21 protein-coding genes are annotated in these 19942 nt (G+C 44.8%); 15 read left to right on the top strand and 6 right to left on the bottom strand.

Features of this window, described 5'->3' with window-relative positions:
* Positions 1-2 precede the first annotated feature (2 nt).
* From AAC006_RS14275 to AAC006_RS14320, 10 genes are all read left to right on the top strand, one after another.
* On the top strand, positions 3-1205 hold the full coding sequence (locus AAC006_RS14275) for an NADH:ubiquinone reductase (Na(+)-transporting) subunit B (protein ID WP_126872857.1): 1203 nt from the start codon (positions 3-5) through the stop codon (positions 1203-1205).
* Positions 1195-1959 carry a Na(+)-translocating NADH-quinone reductase subunit C gene (locus AAC006_RS14280; protein ID WP_126872856.1) on the top strand — a complete coding sequence of 255 codons (765 nt, stop codon included), beginning with the start codon at positions 1195-1197 and terminating at the stop codon, positions 1957-1959. The genes AAC006_RS14275 and AAC006_RS14280 overlap by 11 nt, the downstream gene beginning before the upstream one ends.
* 10 nt (positions 1960-1969) lie before the next feature.
* A complete protein-coding gene (locus AAC006_RS14285) occupies positions 1970-2602 on the top strand; it encodes an NADH:ubiquinone reductase (Na(+)-transporting) subunit D (protein ID WP_126872855.1) in 633 nt (210 codons plus the stop codon).
* Between the two features lie 3 nt (positions 2603-2605).
* Positions 2606-3214 carry an NADH:ubiquinone reductase (Na(+)-transporting) subunit E gene (gene nqrE, locus AAC006_RS14290; RefSeq protein WP_013782594.1) on the top strand — a complete coding sequence of 203 codons (609 nt, stop codon included), beginning with the start codon at positions 2606-2608 and terminating at the stop codon, positions 3212-3214.
* 20 nt (positions 3215-3234) lie between these two features.
* Positions 3235-4467 (top strand): NADH:ubiquinone reductase (Na(+)-transporting) subunit F, encoded by a 1233-nt coding sequence (nqrF, locus tag AAC006_RS14295; RefSeq protein WP_339891728.1) that lies wholly within the window; start codon positions 3235-3237, stop codon positions 4465-4467.
* 66 nt (positions 4468-4533) lie between these two features.
* Entirely contained in the window at positions 4534-5565 is a 1032-nt protein-coding gene (locus AAC006_RS14300) for an FAD:protein FMN transferase (RefSeq protein ID WP_126872853.1), read from the top strand.
* Positions 5566-5575: 10 nt separating this feature from the next.
* Positions 5576-5809, top strand: a complete 234-nt coding sequence (gene nqrM / locus AAC006_RS14305) for a (Na+)-NQR maturation NqrM (RefSeq protein WP_126872852.1) — start codon at positions 5576-5578, stop codon at positions 5807-5809.
* A 344-nt stretch (positions 5810-6153) separates the two neighbouring features.
* Positions 6154-7227, top strand: a complete 1074-nt coding sequence (gene dinB, locus AAC006_RS14310) for a DNA polymerase IV (protein ID WP_208806171.1) — start codon at positions 6154-6156, stop codon at positions 7225-7227.
* 176 nt (positions 7228-7403) lie between these two features.
* Positions 7404-7667, top strand: coding sequence for a DUF1653 domain-containing protein (locus tag AAC006_RS14315; RefSeq protein ID WP_126872850.1), 264 nt, complete (start codon positions 7404-7406; stop codon positions 7665-7667).
* A 65-nt stretch (positions 7668-7732) separates the two neighbouring features.
* Positions 7733-8608, top strand: a complete 876-nt coding sequence (locus tag AAC006_RS14320) for an MBL fold metallo-hydrolase (protein ID WP_126872849.1) — start codon at positions 7733-7735, stop codon at positions 8606-8608.
* A gap of 97 nt (positions 8609-8705) precedes the next feature.
* Here AAC006_RS14320 and AAC006_RS14325 read toward each other — a convergent pair whose 3' ends face one another.
* A complete protein-coding gene (locus AAC006_RS14325; RefSeq protein WP_126872848.1) occupies positions 8706-9632 on the bottom strand; it encodes a sterol desaturase family protein in 927 nt (308 codons plus the stop codon).
* 78 nt (positions 9633-9710) lie between these two features.
* Between AAC006_RS14325 and AAC006_RS14330 the strand changes: the two genes are divergently transcribed.
* Entirely contained in the window at positions 9711-10382 is a 672-nt protein-coding gene (locus AAC006_RS14330) for a Crp/Fnr family transcriptional regulator (RefSeq protein WP_126872847.1), read from the top strand.
* On the opposite strand, the gene AAC006_RS14335 is transcribed toward AAC006_RS14330, so the two are convergent.
* Positions 10371-10904: an Lrp/AsnC family transcriptional regulator gene (locus AAC006_RS14335; protein WP_126872846.1), complete on the bottom strand. Its 534-nt coding sequence runs from the start codon at positions 10902-10904 to the stop codon at positions 10371-10373. The two genes, AAC006_RS14330 and AAC006_RS14335, sit on opposite strands and share 12 nt — an antisense overlap.
* Positions 10905-11291: 387 nt before the next feature.
* On the opposite strand from AAC006_RS14335, the gene AAC006_RS14340 reads away from it, so the two are divergent.
* From AAC006_RS14340 to AAC006_RS14350, 3 genes are all read left to right on the top strand, one after another.
* On the top strand, positions 11292-12647 hold the full coding sequence (locus AAC006_RS14340) for a cytosine permease (RefSeq protein ID WP_126872845.1): 1356 nt from the start codon (positions 11292-11294) through the stop codon (positions 12645-12647).
* On the top strand, positions 12644-13771 hold the full coding sequence (locus AAC006_RS14345; RefSeq protein ID WP_126872844.1) for a DUF917 domain-containing protein: 1128 nt from the start codon (positions 12644-12646) through the stop codon (positions 13769-13771). Before AAC006_RS14340 ends, AAC006_RS14345 begins: the two co-directional genes overlap by 4 nt.
* A gap of 91 nt (positions 13772-13862) precedes the next feature.
* Positions 13863-14696 carry a class II glutamine amidotransferase gene (locus tag AAC006_RS14350; RefSeq protein ID WP_126872843.1) on the top strand — a complete coding sequence of 278 codons (834 nt, stop codon included), beginning with the start codon at positions 13863-13865 and terminating at the stop codon, positions 14694-14696.
* A 34-nt stretch (positions 14697-14730) separates the two neighbouring features.
* On the opposite strand, the gene AAC006_RS14355 is transcribed toward AAC006_RS14350, so the two are convergent.
* A complete protein-coding gene (locus AAC006_RS14355) occupies positions 14731-15669 on the bottom strand; it encodes a LysR family transcriptional regulator (RefSeq protein ID WP_126872842.1) in 939 nt (312 codons plus the stop codon).
* Positions 15670-15768: 99 nt separating this feature from the next.
* Between AAC006_RS14355 and AAC006_RS14360 the strand changes: the two genes are divergently transcribed.
* Complete coding sequence (locus AAC006_RS14360; protein ID WP_013782605.1) at positions 15769-16284, top strand: lactoylglutathione lyase family protein; 516 nt, start codon at positions 15769-15771, stop codon at positions 16282-16284.
* A gap of 171 nt (positions 16285-16455) precedes the next feature.
* Here the strand turns inward: AAC006_RS14360 and AAC006_RS14365 are convergent, their stop codons facing one another.
* From AAC006_RS14365 to AAC006_RS14375, 3 genes are read right to left on the bottom strand one after another with little or no spacing between them, the layout of a single operon-like run.
* Entirely contained in the window at positions 16456-17097 is a 642-nt protein-coding gene (locus AAC006_RS14365) for an MBL fold metallo-hydrolase (protein WP_126872841.1), read from the bottom strand.
* 21 nt (positions 17098-17118) lie between these two features.
* The gene (locus AAC006_RS14370; protein ID WP_126872840.1) at positions 17119-18855 is read right to left on the bottom strand and encodes an amidohydrolase; all 1737 of its coding nucleotides are present in this window, start codon (positions 18853-18855) and stop codon (positions 17119-17121) included.
* 2 nt (positions 18856-18857) lie between these two features.
* Entirely contained in the window at positions 18858-19871 is a 1014-nt protein-coding gene (locus AAC006_RS14375; RefSeq protein WP_126872839.1) for a serine/threonine dehydratase, read from the bottom strand.
* Positions 19872-19942: the final 71 nt, after the last annotated feature.

The following is a 19942-nucleotide window of genomic DNA, read 5'->3' on the forward strand; positions in this document are numbered from 1 at the left end:
TCATGGGTTTAAAAGCGTATTTAGAAAAGATTGAACCAAATTTTGAGCCAGGTGGAAAGCACGAAAAATGGTATGCACTGTATGAAGCAGCGGCAACAATTTTCTACACTCCTGGTAAAGTAAATAAAGCTAACACGCACGTGCGTGACAGCATCGACCTTAAACGCATCATGATTTTGGTGTGGTTAGCAACATTCCCAGCAATGTTCTTCGGTATGTATAACATTGGTTTCCAAGCGCAAGAAGCTATTGCCGCTGGTGCCGGTACACTGCCTGACACATGGCAAGCAGGGTTATTCACTGCCTTAGGTGGAGACTTAGCAAACTCAGGTTTGTTAGGGCTATTCTTCTATGGTGCCTGCTTCTGGTTACCTATCTATGCAGTTACCTTTATTGTTGGTGGCTTCTGGGAAGTACTATTTGCTTCTGTACGTAAGCACGAAGTTAACGAAGGTTTCTTCGTAACCTCGGTACTTTTCGCATTAACGTTACCAGCAACTATCCCGCTTTGGCAGGTTGCATTAGGTATTACCTTTGGTGTGGTTATCGCTAAAGAAGTCTTCGGCGGAACTGGCCGTAACTTCCTTAACCCTGCATTGTCTGGTCGTGCGTTCTTATACTTCGCCTATCCTGCACAAATCTCTGGTGACCAAGTTTGGGTTGCTGCTGATGGGTACTCAGGTGCAACATCATTAAGCCAAGCGGCTTCAGGCGCACTTGATTACGCTAATATGGACCTTTGGTTTGACAGCTTCTTCGGAACTATCGCAGGTTCTGCGGGTGAAGTTTCTGCATTAGCTATCTTAATTGGTGGCTTGTTCATTATGTACATGCGTATTGCAAGCTGGCGAATTGTTGCTGGTGTAGCAATTGGGGTAGCCGTGTTTGCCACCTTGCTGAATATGATTGGTAGTGATACCAACTACATGTTTGCTATGCCTGCACATTGGCACTTTGTTATTGGTGGTCTTGCCTTTGGTATGTTCTTTATGGCCACAGACCCTGTGTCTGCATCGTTTACCAACCAAGGTAAGTGGGCATACGGTATTTTCATCGGCTTTATGACAGTACTTGTACGTGTGCTAAACCCAGCCTTCCCAGAAGGTGTAATGTTGGCCATTCTTTTTGCCAACCTTTGGGCGCCACTGTTCGACTATTTCGTCGCACAAAGTAATATCAAGCGGAGGGTAGCTCGTGTCGGCTAAAAAAGAATCTTTAGGAAAAACGATTGGCGTTGTAGTTGCCGTTTGTCTTGTGTGTTCAATTGTTGTATCTGGCGCAGCTGTAGGCTTGCGCTCATTACAACAAACTAATGCGTCGCTTGATAAAAAGAGCAACATTTTGAACGCAGCAGGGCTTTACGAAGCAGGCATGACAGGTAAAACAATCGAAAGTACATATAGCGAAAAGATTGAATCTCGCTATGTTGATTTGGAAAGCGGTGAGTTTGTAGAAGCACCAGAACCAGATTACGATATGTATAAAGCCGCTAAGCAAACTGAGTACAGCACAAAAGTGACTAGCAGCAACGTTGGCTTCCAACGTCGCCCTAATGTTGCCAGTGTTTATTTGGTACGTGACGAAGCTGGCGATGTATCTCGCATTATCTTACCCGTTCACGGTAGTGGTTTGTGGGATCTTATGTACGGTTTTCTTGCCCTTGACGCCGATGGCGAAACAGTTCGTGAGTTGATTTACTATCAACAAAAAGAAACACCAGGACTTGGTGGCGAAGTGCAAAACCCAGCGTGGCAGGACAAATGGGATGGAAAGAAACTATTTGAAGATGGCGAAGTGGCTATCCGCGTAGTTAAAAATGCAAACCCAAGCAATCCACACACTATTGATGCGCTTTCAGGTGCTACCCTAACCAGTAAAGGTGTTGAAAACACGATTCAATACTGGGTAGGCGAGCAAGGCTTCGGCCAGTTCCTGAAGACTCAGGCATGGCGTTCATAAGGGGAGTCTCATGGCAGATACTAAAGAAATGAAAAAGGCCCTCTTTGGGCCAATTATGGACAACAACCCTATCGCCTTACAGGTTCTGGGTATTTGTTCAGCACTGGCTATTACCACTAAGCTAGAAACAGCCTTGGTAATGTCTTTAGCGCTAACCACGGTTGTAGCGTTTTCGAACTTGTTTATTTCAATGATTCGTAACCAGATACCATCAAGCGTTCGTATTATCATCCAAATGACTATCATCGCGTCGTTGGTAATCGTAGTTGACCAAATATTGAAGGCTTATTCGTACGAAATTTCGAAGCAGCTGTCGGTATTCGTTGGTTTGATTATTACTAACTGTATCGTAATGGGTCGTGCTGAAGCCTATGCAATGAAGAGCCCACCTCTGATGAGCTTTTTAGATGGTATTGGTAACGGTTTAGGTTACTCATTTGTACTTATTGTTATTGGTACAATTAAAGAGCTATTCGGTTTCGGTACTATTCTGAACTTCGAAATTCTTCCACTAGTTCAAAACGGTGGTTGGTATCAGGGTAATGGTTTGTTAATCCTACCATTTAGCTCATTCTTCTTAATCGGCGGTATGATTTGGGTTATCCGTACCCTTCGTCCCGAGCAAGTAGAGCCTAAGGAGTAAGTCATGGAACATTATTTGTCGTTATTTGTTCGCTCAATTTTTGTTGAGAACATGGCGTTATCACTTTTCTTAGGTATGTGTACCTTCTTGGCGGTATCGAAGAAAGTTAAAACTGCTATGGGTCTTGGTGTTGCGGTAATCGTAGTACTGGGTATTTCTGTACCGGTTAACCAAATCATTTATGTGAACATCCTTGCACCAGGTGCACTAGCTTGGGCTGGTTTCCCTGATGCAGATTTAAGCTTCCTGAATTTCTTAACCTTTATCGGCGTTATCGCGGCATTGGTTCAAATTTTGGAAATGAGCTTAGATAAGTTTTTCCCTGCGCTTTATAACGCGCTTGGTATTTTCCTTCCGCTAATTACGGTTAACTGCGCTATCTTCGGTGGTGTGGCATTCGCGGTACAACGTGAATACAACTTGACCGAAAGTGTCGTTTACGGCGTAGGAAGTGGTATGGGTTGGGCAATCGCAATTGTGCTTTTGGCCGCTGTACGTGAAAAGCTTAAATATGCCGATATGCCTGATGGTATTCGTGGTCTGGGCTCTGTGTTCATGATTGCGGGTCTTATGGCACTTGGCTTCCAGTCATTCACTGGTATTCAGCTGTAATCGAGCTCGGGAGCATATAAATGAATCAAGTAGAAATTTTCCTAGGCGTCGGCATGTTTATTGCCATTGTATTGGCGCTAGTATTTATCATCATGTTTGCTAAGTCGAAGCTGGTACCTAGCGGTGATGTAACTATCACCATTAATGGCGACCCAGACAAAGCAATTAAAACTGAGCCAGGCGGCAAGCTTCTTGGCGCACTAGCAGATGCAGGATACTTCGTATCTTCAGCATGTGGTGGCGGTGGTTCATGTGGTCAGTGCCGTGTAGACGTGCATTCAGGTGGTGGTGAAATTCTTCCAACTGAACTTGATCACATCACTAAAGGTGAAGCCCGTGAAGGCTGTCGTTTGTCATGTCAGGTTGCGATTAAGCAAGACATGGAAATCGAACTTGAAGAGTCAGTATTTGGTGTTAAAAAGTGGGATTGTGAAGTTATTTCTAACGACAACAGAGCCACCTTCATCAAAGAACTTAAGCTTCAAATTCCTAACGGTGAAAGCGTACCTTTCCGTGCTGGTGGTTACATTCAAATTGAAGCCCCTGCGCATCATGTTAAGTACAAAGAGTTTGAAATCCCTGATGAGTATCGTGGTGATTGGGAACGCTTTGGTTTCTTCGATATCGAATCTAAGGTAGATGAAGAAACTATTCGTGCTTACTCAATGGCTAACTACCCAGAAGAAGAAGGCATTATTATGTTGAACGTGCGTATTGCTACGCCGCCACCTAATAACCTAAGTCTACCTGCTGGTAAAATGTCATCGTACATCTGGAGCCTTAAAGAAGGCGACAAAGCCACTATTTCTGGTCCATTCGGTGAATTCTTTGCAAAAGAAACTGAAAACGAAATGGTATTCGTCGGTGGTGGAGCTGGTATGGCGCCAATGCGTTCTCATATCTTCGACCAACTTCGTCGCTTAAAAACAGATCGTAAGATGAGCTTCTGGTACGGTGCACGTTCACTTCGTGAAATGTTCTATACAGAAGACTTCGATGAGTTAGCTGCAGAAAACGATAACTTCAAATGGCATGTAGCCCTTTCAGATCCTCAGCCTGAGGACAACTGGGAAGGTTATACTGGGTTCATTCACCAAGTTCTTCTTGAGAACTATTTGAAAGACCACCCTGCGCCAGAAGATTGTGAGTTCTACATGTGTGGACCACCTATGATGAACGCAGCCGTTATCAACATGTTGAAAGAACTAGGTGTTGAAGACGAAAATATAATGCTTGATGACTTCGGTGGTTAATCCGAAATCCATTAGGTAAGAAAGGGGGCGAGAGCCCCCTTTTTGTTTAGTTAAAGGACCATAAACGTGATTCGATTTTTTGCACGTATAGCGTTAGCTATTATCGCTATCAGTATTCTAATGATAGCAAGTTGCAGCGACAAACCGCTTGCAGTAGCGCATCTGCAAGGCCAAACCATGGGCACGACTTATAATGTTAAGTATGTGCTTGCGGAAGGTGAAAAAGAAGTTGAAGGCTTGCAGGAAGAGATTGATGCAAAGCTAGTTAATATTAATAAATTGATGTCTACCTACGACACAACATCTGAGTTATCTCGATTTAACCAATATCGTTATTCTGATAACTTCGAGGTGTCTAAAGAGACACTAACGGTAGTTAACGAAGCACTCCGGTTGGCTCGTTTGAGTGACGGCGTGCTAGATGTTACGGTAGGCCCCTTGGTCAATTTGTGGGGGTTCGGTCCGAATAAACGCCCTGAAAAAGTGCCAACCCAAGCCGATATCGATGCAGTACGAGATTATGTAGGCTATGAGAAATTATCTACAACGCCAACCGGTCTTATGAAGGCAAATCCTATGCTTTACGTTGATTTATCAACGATTGCTAAAGGTTATGGTGTTGATGAAGTGGCAGCGATTTTAGATGCTCATCACTTACAACATTACCTTGTAGAGATTGGCGGTGAAATGCGGGTTAAAGGCGAACGCGGCGATGGCAGTGAATGGCTAATTGCGATTGAAAAGCCGGTCACGACAGAACGCGCGGTCCAAAAAGTGGTGTCTATTGGTACTAATGCTATAGCGACTTCGGGCGATTACCGTAACTATTACGAAGAAGACGGTAAACGCTACTCTCATTTGATTGATCCGAATACCGGCTCGCCGATAACCCATGATTTGGTATCGGTTACGGTGGTAAACCCATCTTCAATGATTGCTGATGGCTTAGCCACAGCGTTCAATGTAATGGGGTGGCAACGAGCAATCGACCTTGCAGAGCAAGAACAACTTGCTGTATTCCTCATTCGTCGCACGGCAGACGGATTTGAAGAGTATGCCACGCCAGAATTTGATAAACTGGTAGAAGTAAATAATTAAGGAGTAGGCTATGTCTACGTTTATTTTAGCATTCGGTTTCTTCCTCACTATGGTACTCGCCATGGCTGTTGGCTACGTGGTGCAGCGCAAAACTATCTCAGGTAGTTGCGGTGGATTAGGCGCATTAGGTATCGCGAAAGCATGTGATTGCCCAGAGCCTTGCGACCGCAAAAAGTCTCGTATGGAAAAAGAAGAAGCGAGAGAAAAGAAATTGAATGAATGGAAACAGAATCAGATCCTTTAATCTGATGGTGTAGTTAACCTGGTGATGTCAGTAGGCGCTAATAAATAGAGCCTTTCATACCACGGACTTGCAAGATATTGAAATCCACTACACTGCAATAACCGTTCATAGATAAAAGCGCGATAGGCGGTAAGCTTACCGCGCTTTTTTATCTAAAACGATACGCCCATTTTGCCCGTTCATTCATAGTTAGCGCTAAGTAGTTACTTACTATCATCGTATATAGTGGTAAGCGTTACTGATATGTTCTAGAATACTGTTTTTACATACAGCTTTTTTTAAAGGCTTGTATACTAGAGCTAGCTACTTAGGGGCGGCTTAGGGGCAGTTTGGGAGCATACACCATGCGAAAAATCATCCATGTAGATATGGACTGCTTTTATGCTGCGGTTGAAATGCGTGACAACCCTGCGTTACGTAATATCCCTATTGCCATTGGTGGAAGCTCACAGCATCGAGGGGTTATCTCTACCTGTAATTATCCTGCCCGTAAATATGGTGTTCGTTCCGCCATGGCTACCGCTTACGCATTTAAGCTTTGCCCGAATCTTACCTTAGTGAAAGGACGCATGGAGGCTTACGTAAAAGAGTCCCAACGAATTCGCGAAATATTTGCCGACTATACCGATTTAATCGAACCTCTTTCGTTAGATGAAGCTTACCTCGATGTCACCAATAGCCAATATTGCGGTGGCAGTGCCACGTTAATAGCAGAAGAAATTAGAAGTCGAATAGAGTCAGAGCTGGGGTTAACCGCATCGGCGGGTGTAGCGCCCTGTAAGTTCGTAGCAAAAGTGGCCAGCGATGAAAATAAGCCGAATGGTATTTGTGTTATTACCCCCGATAAATTAGATAGTTTTGTAAGGGCCATGCCTCTTAAAAAAATTCCAGGGGTAGGTAAGGTGACAATGCAAAAGCTACAACGATTAGGCTTAGCCACCTGTAACGATGTGCGCAGTTACCCGTTTGAGCGCATACAAAAAGAATTAGGTAAATTTGGCGCGGTATTATGGGAGCGTGCGCATGGTATTGATGATCGAGAACTGTCAGTATCAAGAGAGCGTAAGTCTATAGGCGTAGAGCGCACGCTAAGCAACGATATTCACTCATTAGAAGAATGTCGCGACTTTATGCCTCATTTACTAGAAAAGCTTCAGGAACGCATACAGGCCCATGAAAAGCGTACAGGCAAACCTGTTCGTATTCGCACTCAAGGGGTGAAACTTAAATTTCAAGACTTCCAGCTAACCACGGTTGAGCATCGATGCCCTTCGTTAAATGCGCATTACTTTGATACCCTACTACAAGAAGCTTACGAGCGTGCTAAAGGCCGTGGTATACGCTTAGTTGGTCTGCACATTGGTCTTGGTGAGGCACAAACCATACATCAACTCCCTTTACCCCTAGAGGGTGAGTAGATAGGTGATTAGAAAGGTGAGTAGTAAAGTGCGAGATAGGTGAGTACCTAGATGAGTAGATAGCCGAGTAGATTAGTGAATAACTTCAAAATTGAGCAACCTTATCAGACGCTTTATGAACAGAGTCCGACTTCTACCGTATTCAAATTAACAAAAAGTAAAAAGCAGGAGCCATCATGACTACCCCAAAACCTAAAAACCAAGAGCTCAAAACCCCAGGTCGCTACCGCCATTATAAAGGCAGTGATTACGACGTTTATGAAGTAGCGACACATTCAGAAGACGAGTCTTCCTTAGTGGTATATCGCCCATGTTATGGCGAAAAAGCCCTGTGGGTGCGCCCATTGAGTATGTTTGAAGAAGAGGTGCTGGTAGAAGGTAAGTCTGTCCCTCGATTTGCTTATATTGGTGAGATCCCAAACGGCGAAAAAATGATCTGAACCGCAAACTAGGTCATAGTGTATTTAAATCTATTCAATAATAAGCACTCTTTTAGGGAACCCTGATGACGCACAAATTTACCCGAACTTTTCTACTTGCTGCAAGTTTAGTCTCGACTACCTTCATTCCAGCCGCTTTTTCGCAAGACCGCTTCGAAAAGGTTGAAATAGAGGCAACAGCACTTAAAGGCTCGGTGCATATGTTAACGGGGATGGGCGGTAATATCGGCGTTTCTGCCGGTGACGATGGCATTCTAATTATTGACGATCAATTCGCCCCTTTAGCTGAAAAAATTGCGACGGCACTCGGCGAGCTTGGTAGCGATAAACCAAAGTATGTAATTAACACTCATTACCACGGCGACCATACAGGCTCGAACGCGTTCTTCCACAGCCACAAAGGCGCGACTATTCTCGCCCACGATAACGTGCGCGTTCGATTAGCCAACGATGAAAAAGTATCGCCAGATGCGCTGCCCGCTATCACTTATGAAAACGGCATTAAGTTACATTTTAACGGTGAAACCATTCACATTATGCATCTTGAATCAGGGCACACCGATGGCGATAGCATAGTATGGTTTGAACAGCCGGATATCATGCACACGGGGGATTTATTTTTTAATGGGTTATTCCCATTCATCGACTTAAATTCTGGCGGTAGTGTTGAAGGTTACATTGATTCAGTAAAGCAAGTGTTGGCGAAAATAGATGACGATACTGTGCTCATTCCTGGTCATGGTGAACTTAGCAACAAAGCTGAGTACACGACCTTTCTTGCCATGATTGAAGAAACTTTTGCCTTTGTAAAAGCGCAGAAAGCAAAAGGCATGAGCCTTGAAGCAATTACTGAAACAGGGCTCGATAGTAAATGGGACAAGTGGGCATGGAGCTTCATTTCTGAAGAGAAATGGATTGCAACACTTTACGAAGAAGCTTAAGTAAGCCTGTAAGTGAGCATCTACCCAAAGCTCCCGAGGAAGCACAAATAAAAACCGTAAGGAGCAGTTGTAATACTGCTCCTACATCAGCCCCTTTTCATATGGCTGGGTCAGGTTTATTCACCGTAGGTTCTGATATCAATTCTCCCTCGGAATCTGCTTTGCCACTAGGGCTAGATGACGGTTTGATAGTCGTTTCCTCAGCTGAGTTGTTAGCCAATTTAGGTTTTCGCGGGGTTTTGTATAGCGGCCATACAAGTTGCTCTACCCAATTAGCGTAAAACATCCCTTCAATACCATATTGAGCTGGGTATTTTCGCGTAATTTTGGCAGTTCCAAACAACACGTCCCAGAAAAATAATAGATTTCCGTAATTACCTTTATAGTTAGTTACGCCATCATCCGCTTTTAAGCCATGATGGGCACTGTGAGTAGATGGCGTGGATATTGTCCTTTCAAGAACCCAAGCAAGCTTGTTAAAAAACGGCGTTTGGTACAAAAATCTGTCCCATTTCCATTCGGCATGCGCACCGGTAATCACACCTAGCTTAACCACAAGATAGAACGCATAGGTCCAGCCTAACCCTAAATAGATGAGCGCGCCTGAAAACCACAGCGATGGCATCAACAGGTAATAGAACACATTATTGCGATAGATAATGCGCACGCTCATGTACTTTCCGTTGTGATGTGCACGGTGCAAGTTGTACAGGAAACGTGTGGAGTGAGACAGGCGGTGCCACCAATACTGCATCATGTCATCAAATATTAGTAGCAGTGCAATATGAAGAAAAATAGATGAGTTGCTTAATGCTCCTTGATACTGAGGTACAACTAACAGCATCAATGCACCTGCGCTAAACAGCACTAATGGCTGCGTAATGACAAATAGTACTAGAGTGCCAATGAGTTCGACTTTTCCATCATCGCTTACTTCTGCGCTTTTCTTAAAAAGCTTACCTTGCTTTGCTTCCAGTAACGCAAATAATAGAAAAATTCCGATGATCGCAATTTGATAGTTCATAATTAACTCCACTTATTGCAGTTAAATTAACACCCCATTAACATGGTAAATATATAGAACTATAGATTTGGTGAAAAATTGTCGTATGTAAAAGCACTCAATCAGGTTGTAATGGAAGAGTCACTACTTTCGTTATGCAATCAATTTGGTACGCCAACTGAATACGAAAATGGCGCTATGATCCACAATCGCGGGGATTTAAAACCTGGGCTGTCCATCGTATTGGCTGGGCAAGTGAAGGTGGGCAATTATGGCGTGGACGGTAACTATCAACTCACCACAGTAATGGAGCGGGGCGACACCTTTGGCGAATTCACCCTATATGCTTCGTTGGCCAGAACCCATCATGCGCAAGCAATGTCCGACTGCAATGTGCTGCAAATTAATGAAAGCCGCTTTCGGAAACTTGAGGTTGCGCATCCTGAAGTTGGCGTATTTTTAACGCGGAATCTTGCCATAAAGCTTCACGCTACCCTAGAGCGGTTAGATGACATTTTACGCTTACCTACTCATGTACAGTTGGCGAAATTAATTTATCAAACCAGTGCGGCTCAGCACACTACTGCTGTAAGGCTTAGGCAAAGCGATTATGCTGAGCGATTAGGCGTAACTGTGCTAACCGCGCATAAGGCCCTGAATAAATTAGTATCGCTTTCACTAATTCGTAAGCAGTATGGAAAAGTAGAGATCGTTAATGAGGCAGCAATGTCTGAGTGGCTTAACGATAATACGTCTTTGCTACCTGTCTGATGCAGATTCACCCATAGAAATTTTCGCTTTATCCAACCATTTTAATTGCGCCAGCGGATAGCCCAAAAAGAATTTTTCTCTTGATAAAATAATCCGATTTTCAATGCGCTTAATACCAAGGTCTTCTCTGTCACTTAACGATGTACAAGCTTCGTTAAGTTTGGCGATATTCGCAAAACAACTGAACGACACATAATCCACTTTTCCTGTAATTTGCATGCAATCCATGAACTCTGGTATTTCTTGAATAGCAGCAATGAAGCGCCGTTTAAAAGGGGCACTATTGTCATGTAAGGTAAATTCAACATAGGCGAAAACATGTTCGCACATGGCTTCAATATTCACGTCAGCGTGAAAGGTGCGAAAGTAGCCAGCTTCTTTTAATGCTTTTACCCGCTGAAAGCAGGCGCTAGGGGAAAGGTTAACTCGGCCTGCCAATTCCACGTTGGTAAGGTCTGCTTGCAAATGCAATATGGCCAATATCTTTTGGTTGTAGCTGTCTAAATGAATAATCTTTTTCATAAGGTAGTTTCTGTTAGCTTAAATTCATGTATCGCTACATATAGGACTGTCTTTCGCGCTGAAAAGCTTTTCTGCTGGGGTCTTCATAGGAGTCAGATAGAAGATAAAGTATCTTGCTAGCGTGAAATAATATTTTTTAAAATGGCAATAAGTTCGTAATAAGCGTTAAATTCGCTAGTCAGACTATCAAAATTTATTAATTAACAAAATATTATTTTGTGGAAAGTTTGCACAATAGTATTGGGAATTAAAATTGGGCGTGTATAGCGACTTTTATCGCGCTAAATGTATGCGTTATTTTTACGTCAGTGAATAAATTCAAACGATAATTGCTGGAATGCGTTAGTCATTTCGCAATTTGTCGACCTTAACAGGGATAACAAAAATATGACGTCTGAAAATACAACAGATACTAATGACTACGCCCTGGAGCCTGTGCCTGAAAGTGCGCAAACAAGTGGCGTCGCGGTAGGTATGATAAACGGGGCATTGGCCTTTGCGGTTCCTGGGCTGATCACAGGGATAGAAATAGGCGAAGCGTTGGGCTTTTGGGAAAGTCTTGCTGCTTTTCTGGTAGGTGGCTTAATTTTAGCTTTCTTTGGGGCGGTTACCGCGCTGGTAGGGCATGCTAACCGGCTAACATCGTTTTTAACCATACGCCATGTGTTTGGGGTATGGGGCGCAAAGCTTGTGTCTTTTTGTTTCGTACTATCATTATTAGGCTGGTACGGCGTTAATCTTGACTTATTCGCGCTAGCCACCAACGGTTTACTGGTCGATTACTTGGGTATTACTTTTAACACCAGTGCTATCGAGTGGGGCGTTAGTGCTGTCATTGTTGTTACTACCTTGTACGGCTTTCAGCGCATGGAAAAATTATCCACTTGGCTGGTACCTATTATGGGAATGGTTACGCTATTCCTATTAATAAAAAGCGCGATGGCGATAGAGACCTCAGGTGGCTTGGCGTCCGTCGAGCCCACGATGGGGTTTGGTACGGCGGTGTCGGCGGTGGTAGGAAGCTTTATTGTGTCTATCGTGTTGCTGCCCGACTTAGCCCGCTTTTGTCGAACAAAACGAGATGCATGGTCGGCGTCTTTCATTCCCTTTTTTCTATTAAGCACGTTTGTCTACATTGCTGCTTCGTTAGCCGCAAATGTATTCGGTAGTGACGATATTCTTGCCCTGATGGTAAAGGTTGGGCTGGGGCTAGCCGCCTTTGTATTGCTTATTTGTTCCAGCTGGCTCACCAATGTACTGAATTTATACAGTGCCTCATTGGGGGCTGCGGCAGTCATTAATGGTGGCAAACAAAAATTACTGATTATTGCGATGGGTGTGATGGGAGCCGTGGCGTCATCACTTAATTTGCTTGATAGTTTTTCTGAATTCCTTTTCTCTTTGTCTATCATGTTTACCCCTGTTGCGGCTATCTACTGCGCTGATTTTTTTATTCTTCGACGACAAGCTGTGTACCGGGCGGGTGACTTTATTCCTGCGTTTAACATTTGCGCCATAGCCGCGTGGATAACCGGTATCCTGTTTAGCTTTACCAGCGCTGAAACAGGGCTTTTTATCACCCCTATTGAAGCCATAGACGCCTTAATTATTTCGTTAGCCAGCTACCTTATTTTAACCCGCGCAATGCGAGTTCTTACTAATAAGAGCGCCGTAAAGAACAGTACCGATAGCACTGCACCCGCAACCGCAACCAAAGACACCACCGAAAGAGAAAACCTATGAAAGAACTAAGCTTTCAAGATATGAAAGACATTTTGCTAGGCTGTACTGTGCTAGGCACCGGGGGCGGTGGTGAAATGAGTGAAGGCCTAGCATTAATTAACGAAGTGATAGAGAAGGGATTACCACTTCGGCTTGTAGGACTAGATGAAGCCCCCGACGATGAATGGATTTGCACGCCTTATTTGCTCGGCGCCCTCGATTTAACGGCCAAAGAGGCCGACGAATACAAAGCCTTACCCAGAAATGCTGAGCCAGCTATATGCGCCGCGTATAGCCGCATAGAGTCTTATTTTGATAGAAAGTTTTATGGCACGGTATGCTGTGAAATGGGCGGTTCTAATACAGCTGTGGCATTTTATACCGCAGCGTTAAATGGTGGCGTGGTGATTGACGGTGATCCCGCTGGGCGGGCTGTACCTGAAATAACCCACTCAACCTATTATCTAAACGGACTGGATGCCGCGCCTGTTATTGCCGCCAACAGCTTTTGCGAAACCTTCGTGTGTGAAGGGTTGCATGATGACCAAAGAGCCGAGCATGTTATGCGTGCACTTTGCCAAGTTAGCGCCAACGACATAGCGGCTATCGACCACGCTATGCCAGTAAAAGACATTCGGCATGCCCTTATTGGTGGAACTATTTCAAAAGCGTGGGCGCTAGGTAAAGCGGTATCGGCAGCCAAAGAGGAAGGTGCGGATATTGCCAAAGTGATTGCAGATGTTGGCAATGGCTTTGTTGCCTTTAGAGGCAAAGTGACAGCCTTTGAATTTGATACCATAGGTGGCTTTTCTGTCGGAACCGTTGATTTAGCTGGCGCAGACGATGATGAAGGGAATGACGCAGGACATACCTACAAGTTAGGAGTTAAGAACGAAAACCTAATCAGCTACTACGATGGTGAAGTGGATGTGACTATTCCAGATCTCATTTGTGTAATTGATGAGAATACTGGTGAGCCAGTGACCAATCCGCATTATGAAATTGGCCAATCGTTAGCGGTTATTATTTTGCCTGCGCCTGATGCATTTTTAACCCCAAAGGGCTTAGCTACCTTTGGTCCAGCGTATGTTGGTGTAGATGCGCCTTATCGCCCAGCTAGCTTGCAAAACAGACACAATAAATAGGTGTAAATTAGACGTATTGCGCGTTGCTTAGCGCGCCAAGCTTGTTTATGCTCAAGCCTGTTATTATTAACGTTCTAAAAAAGGGTACATCGTGTGTGAACTGCTTGGCATGAGTGCCAATACGCCAACTGATTTGTGTTTTAGCTTTACTGGCCTCACCCGACGTGGTGGCGAGACAGGCCCGCACAAAGATGGCTGGGGCATGGCATTTTATGAAGGCAAGGGCATTCGCCTTTTTCACGATCCAGAGCCCTGTGCTACGTCTCAAATTGCAGAGTTTGTATCTCACCTGCCGATTAAAAGCGAAACGGCTATTTGTCATATTCGCCAAGCTAATGTAGGCAATATAAACCTTGCTAACACCCACCCTTTCACCCGTGAAATGTGGGGTAAGTATTGGGTGTTTGCCCACAATGGGCAGCTGCCTAACTTTGTACCTCGTGAAGGCATGTATGAAGCCGTTGGGGATACCGACAGCGAAGCCATGTTCTGCGACTTAATGAATCAGGTGCGCGAGAACTTGCCTCGTGATGCGATGCCGCAACAATTGGCCGATACACTGGTGGATATCGCAAAAGGCTACGCAGAGCAGGGCGTATTCAATTGTTTATTAAGCAATGGCGACTGGTTGTTTTCATTTTGTAGCACCAAAATGGCGAGCATTACCCGCCGTGCCCCGTTTGGCCCAGCTTGCCTCAGCGACGTGGAGGTAGAGATTGATTTTGCTGCAGAAACCACACCCAACGATGTGGTGAGTATCATTGCCACTGCGCCACTAACTCATGACGAACAATGGGATATTTACGAGCGTGGTGAATGGAAGCTATGGCAGCAGGGCGAGGTGATTGCCAGCGGTAAAGTGGATGTTCCTGTACACAAATCTGAAGTGGCCATGACAAGCCCGAGCCCTGAATTGAGCGCGTAACAAGCAAGTTGAGCTAACATCGCTTTTTGCTGACTTAACTGCTTTCAAGCGCTTGTACAATCAACGACTGAATTTTTTGATAGCGTAGTGGCAACGAACGGTGGGGCGTTTTCACAAAGTAAAGAGGTTCGGCAACATCGTTTGTGGCGGGGTATATCGTTAAACTTTCAGTGGCGTTGGTAAAGCTATCAAGTACTTTAATGGGCAGTACGGTAAAGCCCAGCCCTTTGCTTACGGGTAATAAAATTTGAGACAGCTGATTAATGTAACCACGCTTTGGCAACCGACTAGGATCTAATTGCATTAGGGCCTGCTCGCCCGAGTGGCTAAAGTAAAGTTTTAGATAGTGCATGGCGTCGGGGTGGTTAATTAACCCAAGCGATAGCAAGATATCGGCAATGTCTTTTTCTTGGCTACTTGCAGTATTATCAGCACTATTCGTACTTAAATTACCAAGAGCACCTTTGGGCAATATAAGCCCCAAAGATTCGCTACCGATTTTTTCAGACGAAAACATCTCTTCATCAGGTTGTTGCGTGACGATGCCTAATTCTAGAGTAGACGCGTGAATGCTATTGAGGATGGTTCGGTTGGGCGCAACTTCTAAATGTATACTCAAACTCGGATGGGCAACCTGTAGCTCAACAAGTACAGGGTACAAACGCTGAGCCAACGCACCCGAGCAACCAATTACACACTTTCCTTCGTAGGGCGCATCAAACTTTAAGCTTTCTATGAGTGCCTGTTCATGCTTACTCAAGCTTTGCGCATAGTCGTAAACTCGTTGACCTTGTTCAGTTAGCTCTACACCTTTACCTAGGCGAATGACTAACTCACAGCCACAGGCTTCTTCCAACTTTTTTATGTGTTGGCTCACACCGGGCTGCGTCATAAATCGTTGTTCTGCGGTACGGGTAAAATTCCCCGTTTCTACTAGCACTTTGAACGTATCAAGCCACTGTGGATTTAGCATGGTATAAATTTAAATTATGGATTTAAGAATTAATCATAATTTCTAGTGTTTGCTTTGTCTAGTTAATATACGTGCATACTTTACATCGAGGAGATAAAGATGACTGAAGCAGTTAACACCCCTTATCCACGTACGTTTTCACACATTGGTATTTCGGTTCCAGACCTTGATGCCGCAGTTAAATTTTATACTGAAGTACTAGGCTGGTACTTAATTATGAAGCCCACTGAGATTGTTGAAGATGATTCAGCAATTGGCGAGATGTGTACCGACGTATTTGGTGCAGGTTGGGATAAGTTCCGTATTGCGCACCTTTCAACGGGCGACCGTGTGGGTGTAGAAATCTTCGAATTTAAAAATCAGGAAAACCCTGAAAATAACTTCGAATACTGGAAAACTGGCGTGTTCCATTTCTGTGTTCAAGATCCTGATGTTGAAGGCTTGGCAGAGAAAATTGTAGAAGCTGGTGGTAAGAAACGCATGAAAGCCCCGCGTTACTACTACCCAGGCGAAAAGCCTTACCGCATGATTTACATGGAAGACCCGTTTGGCAACATTCTAGAAATCTATAGCCACAGCTATGAACTTCATTACGCCAGCGGTGCCTACCAATAGGTAAAGAGTAATAGGAAAGGGCAATAGGTAAAGGCAATAGGTAAAGGCAATAGGAAAGGAAGCAGGCATCAATGTCTATAACGTTAGACATTGATAATAGTAAGAGGCGAGTGGATTACTCGCCTTTTTTAATGGACGGGAAAGCTACCCTATTGGCACTTCTATAAGCACTTAACCCCATTGCCCCGCAACATAAGGGTTGCTGGCTTTTTCTTTTGCTACCGTGGTAGTAGGGCCATGACCAGGGTAAATCACCATATCGTCAGGCAGCGTTAAAATATTCGCGTTTATTGAATCGAGTAGCTGTTGATGATTTCCCTGAGGGAAATCAGTGCGCCCAATCGAACCTGCAAAAATCACATCACCTACAATAACCTTGTTACTCGTTCGCTCCACCAGAACCACATGGCCAGGGGTATGTCCCGGACAGTGCAATACCTCAAGCGTTAGCTCGCCAACTGAAATGGTATCTTTGTCATTTAACCATTGGTTAGGCACAAAGGGCGTGGCAGGTGGAAAGCCAAACATTTGGCTTTGCTGCATAAGGGCATCTAGCCAAAACTTGTCCCCCAGATGTGGCCCTATTATCGGCACATCGTAATGCTTAGCCAGTTCGACGGTGCCACCTACATGGTCTAAATGACCGTGGGTAAGAATGATTTTTTCAATAGTGACCTGATTATCCGACGCCGCGCCGATAAGTTTCTGTATATCTCCGCCAGGGTCAACAAATGCCCCCTGTTTACTACCTGCGTCCCAAATAAGCGAACAGTTTTGAGCAAATGGCGTAACCGGTATAATAACAATTTCCAATGTGCTGCCTCCCAACAACGGCTATTTCGAAAACACTTTTTTGCCTGCTATGTAGGTAGCATGCACTTGGGTTTTCCAAATATCTTTTTTATCAATGGTGAAGATATCTTGATCAACCAGAATAAAATCAGCCCATTTGCCCGGTGTAAGGGTGCCAAGTGTATCTTCCATATGTCCCGCGTAAGCGGCATCTAATGTAAAGCCTTTAAAGGCTTGCTCAATAGTAAGCGCTTCGTGTGCATACCAGCCTTTCACCGGTTGATTGTCTCTGTCTTGACGGGTTACCGCAGCGTGCAAACCATAAAATGGGTTTGCCAATTCGACAGGAAAATCTGAGCCTAATGGCAAAGGAATGCCTGATTCAAGTAAAGTTTGCCACGCATAAGCACCTTCCATTCTGTCTTTTCCGATACGATCTTCAGCCATATTTTTATCGCTGGTGGCATGTGTTGGTTGCATGGATGGCAATACATCTAACTCGGCAAAACGAGCGAGATCTTCAGGCGCGATAACTTGCGCATGTTCTATTCGGTTACGTAATTCACTACCGCCAATAGCAGCAAATGTTTTTTCAAATTCATTAAGCGCAACATGATTCGCTTTGTCGCCAATAGCGTGGTAATTCAATTGAAACCCGGCACCGATGACCGATGTAAATAACGGCGTCATGTCCTCAGGCTGAGTGAGTAATAAACCATGCTGGTGGGGAGCGTCAGAGTAGGGAGCTAATAAGGCTGCGCCTCTACTGCCAAGGGCACCGTCACCGTAAGCTTTGACTGAACGAATGTACAAATAATCGTTAGCGTCCCGTATTGGCCCTTTTCCAAGTAGTTTACTTAAGTCAGGGTCAGTGGCGCTTATCATGGCGTATATTCGAATGGGTAATTCAGCTTGAACTGCTTGTTTAATATAGAAGTCGTACACACCACGGCCGACGCCCGCATCATGCATCGACGTAATACCATTTGATAGTAAGTGCTTACCTGCAGCATCGAGTTGGCGTTTGTAAACCGCATTGCTCTGTGTTGGTAAATAGGGTTCGACTAATGCCATGGCATTGTCAATCAATACCCCAGTCGGCTCGCCGTTGGCATCTTTTACAATTTCACCGCCAACTGGCGTGGGGGTGTCTTTGGTAATACCCGCCAAGGTGAGGGTTTTGGTATTAGCCCAACCCGCATGGCCATCTACACGAGTTAGCCATACCGGCCGGTCGGACACTTTTTTATCTAAATCAGCACTGGTGGGAAAGGCTCTATCAGACCATAATTCTTGGTTCCACCCTCGGCCAGTAATCCATGGTTGCGTGCTATTTGCTAGTGCATATTTTGCTACGTTATCAGCGGCATTGGCAGCACTGGTACTTTCACGTAAATCAACTTCAAGTAGGTTGGCACCTAAGCCCAATAAATGCCCGTGCGCATCTATAAGCCCCGGCAACATTACGCGGCCCTTACCATCAATGGTGTTGGTAATATTTAACGTTTGAGCAGTGCTCTCATCTGGTTTTATATCGAGAGAAAGCACTTTGCCTTCGTCGATAAGAATCGATGTGAACGATACTAACTTAGTATCATCATTCAGCGTGTAACCTTTTACGTTGGTAAAAAGTGTTGCTGCACACGCGACACCCGATAGTGTGGCTATAGCAAGTGCGCCACTGAATTTAAGAATGAAACGTTTTATGGTGCGGTTGTTACTTTGATTAGGGGTAACTCCACTTACTCTTTCTGTCGTATTAACGTGCATTTTTGGCATGCTTATTCTTCCATGTTAATAATAGGGGGTTGTAGTAAAAAGTCGCGCTGCCAAATTTCGGCCATAGAGGCTTGGCTTATATTGCCGCCAGATAGCATAACCAAAGCGGTCTGCCCTGGTGGCGTGTTAGCAGCCCATGCCGCAACTGCTGCCATACTCATGGCACAGGTGGGCTCTATATGAAGTTTTAATAGGTGCTGTAGCCATTGCGTCCAATAAGCTATTTGTAATTCGTCTACCTCGTAAAAATCATCAAGCGCTTGTAATAGCGGAAAGGTCACATTGCCAACTGAGGGCGTTGCTGCGCCGTCGGCAAGGGTTACCGGCGGAGCATCAAGCGCAACTATTTCGCCTTGCTGCAATGACTGAGATGCATCGTTGGCAGCCAGTGGTTCAGCCCCAATCACTAACGCATCGGGTTGTAACGCACGGGCCGCAAGCAATGTGCCTGATAACAAGCCGCCACCGCCACAAGGGGCAAAGATAGCATCTACCTTTCCTGTATCTTCGAGGGCTTCCATGGCCGCGGTGCCTTGACCTGCTACTATGTCTGGATGGTTGAAAGGTGGGATCCACACAGTCCCTTCTTCTTCGGCTGCATTGGCCACGGCGATATCTGCTTCTTGGCGGGTGGGGAACAACTTAAGTGTTGCCCCATAACTTTCAGTGGCCGCTGCTTTAATAGGAGAAATGGTTTCACTAGCAAAAATAGTCGCAGGAATGCCATATTTTGCGGCCGCATAAGACACGGCTTGGGCGTGATTGCCTGAACTATTTGCCACCACTTTTTTAGGCAGTTCACCACGTTCATCTAAGTGCGATAAGAAATTCATTGCACCACGCAGCTTAAACGCCCCTATAGTTTGCAAGCATTCGGCTTTAAACAGAATGCGATGTCCCATCCACTTATTTAACAGGCTCGACTCCATAATGGGTGTGCGCTTTACGTGATTTTTAATTCTGTCATACGCTTGAGTTATGGCCGAGTAGGACAGTTCCGTTTCACTAGGGTGCATGAGTAACGCCTTGTATCTGCATTAGAAACACGTTTATTTAAACGTAGTCATCAATAAGTAAAGGTATACCC

This window comes from uncultured Alteromonas sp. (genome assembly GCF_963976965.1).
Classification (GTDB): domain Bacteria; phylum Pseudomonadota; class Gammaproteobacteria; order Enterobacterales; family Alteromonadaceae; genus Alteromonas; species Alteromonas naphthalenivorans.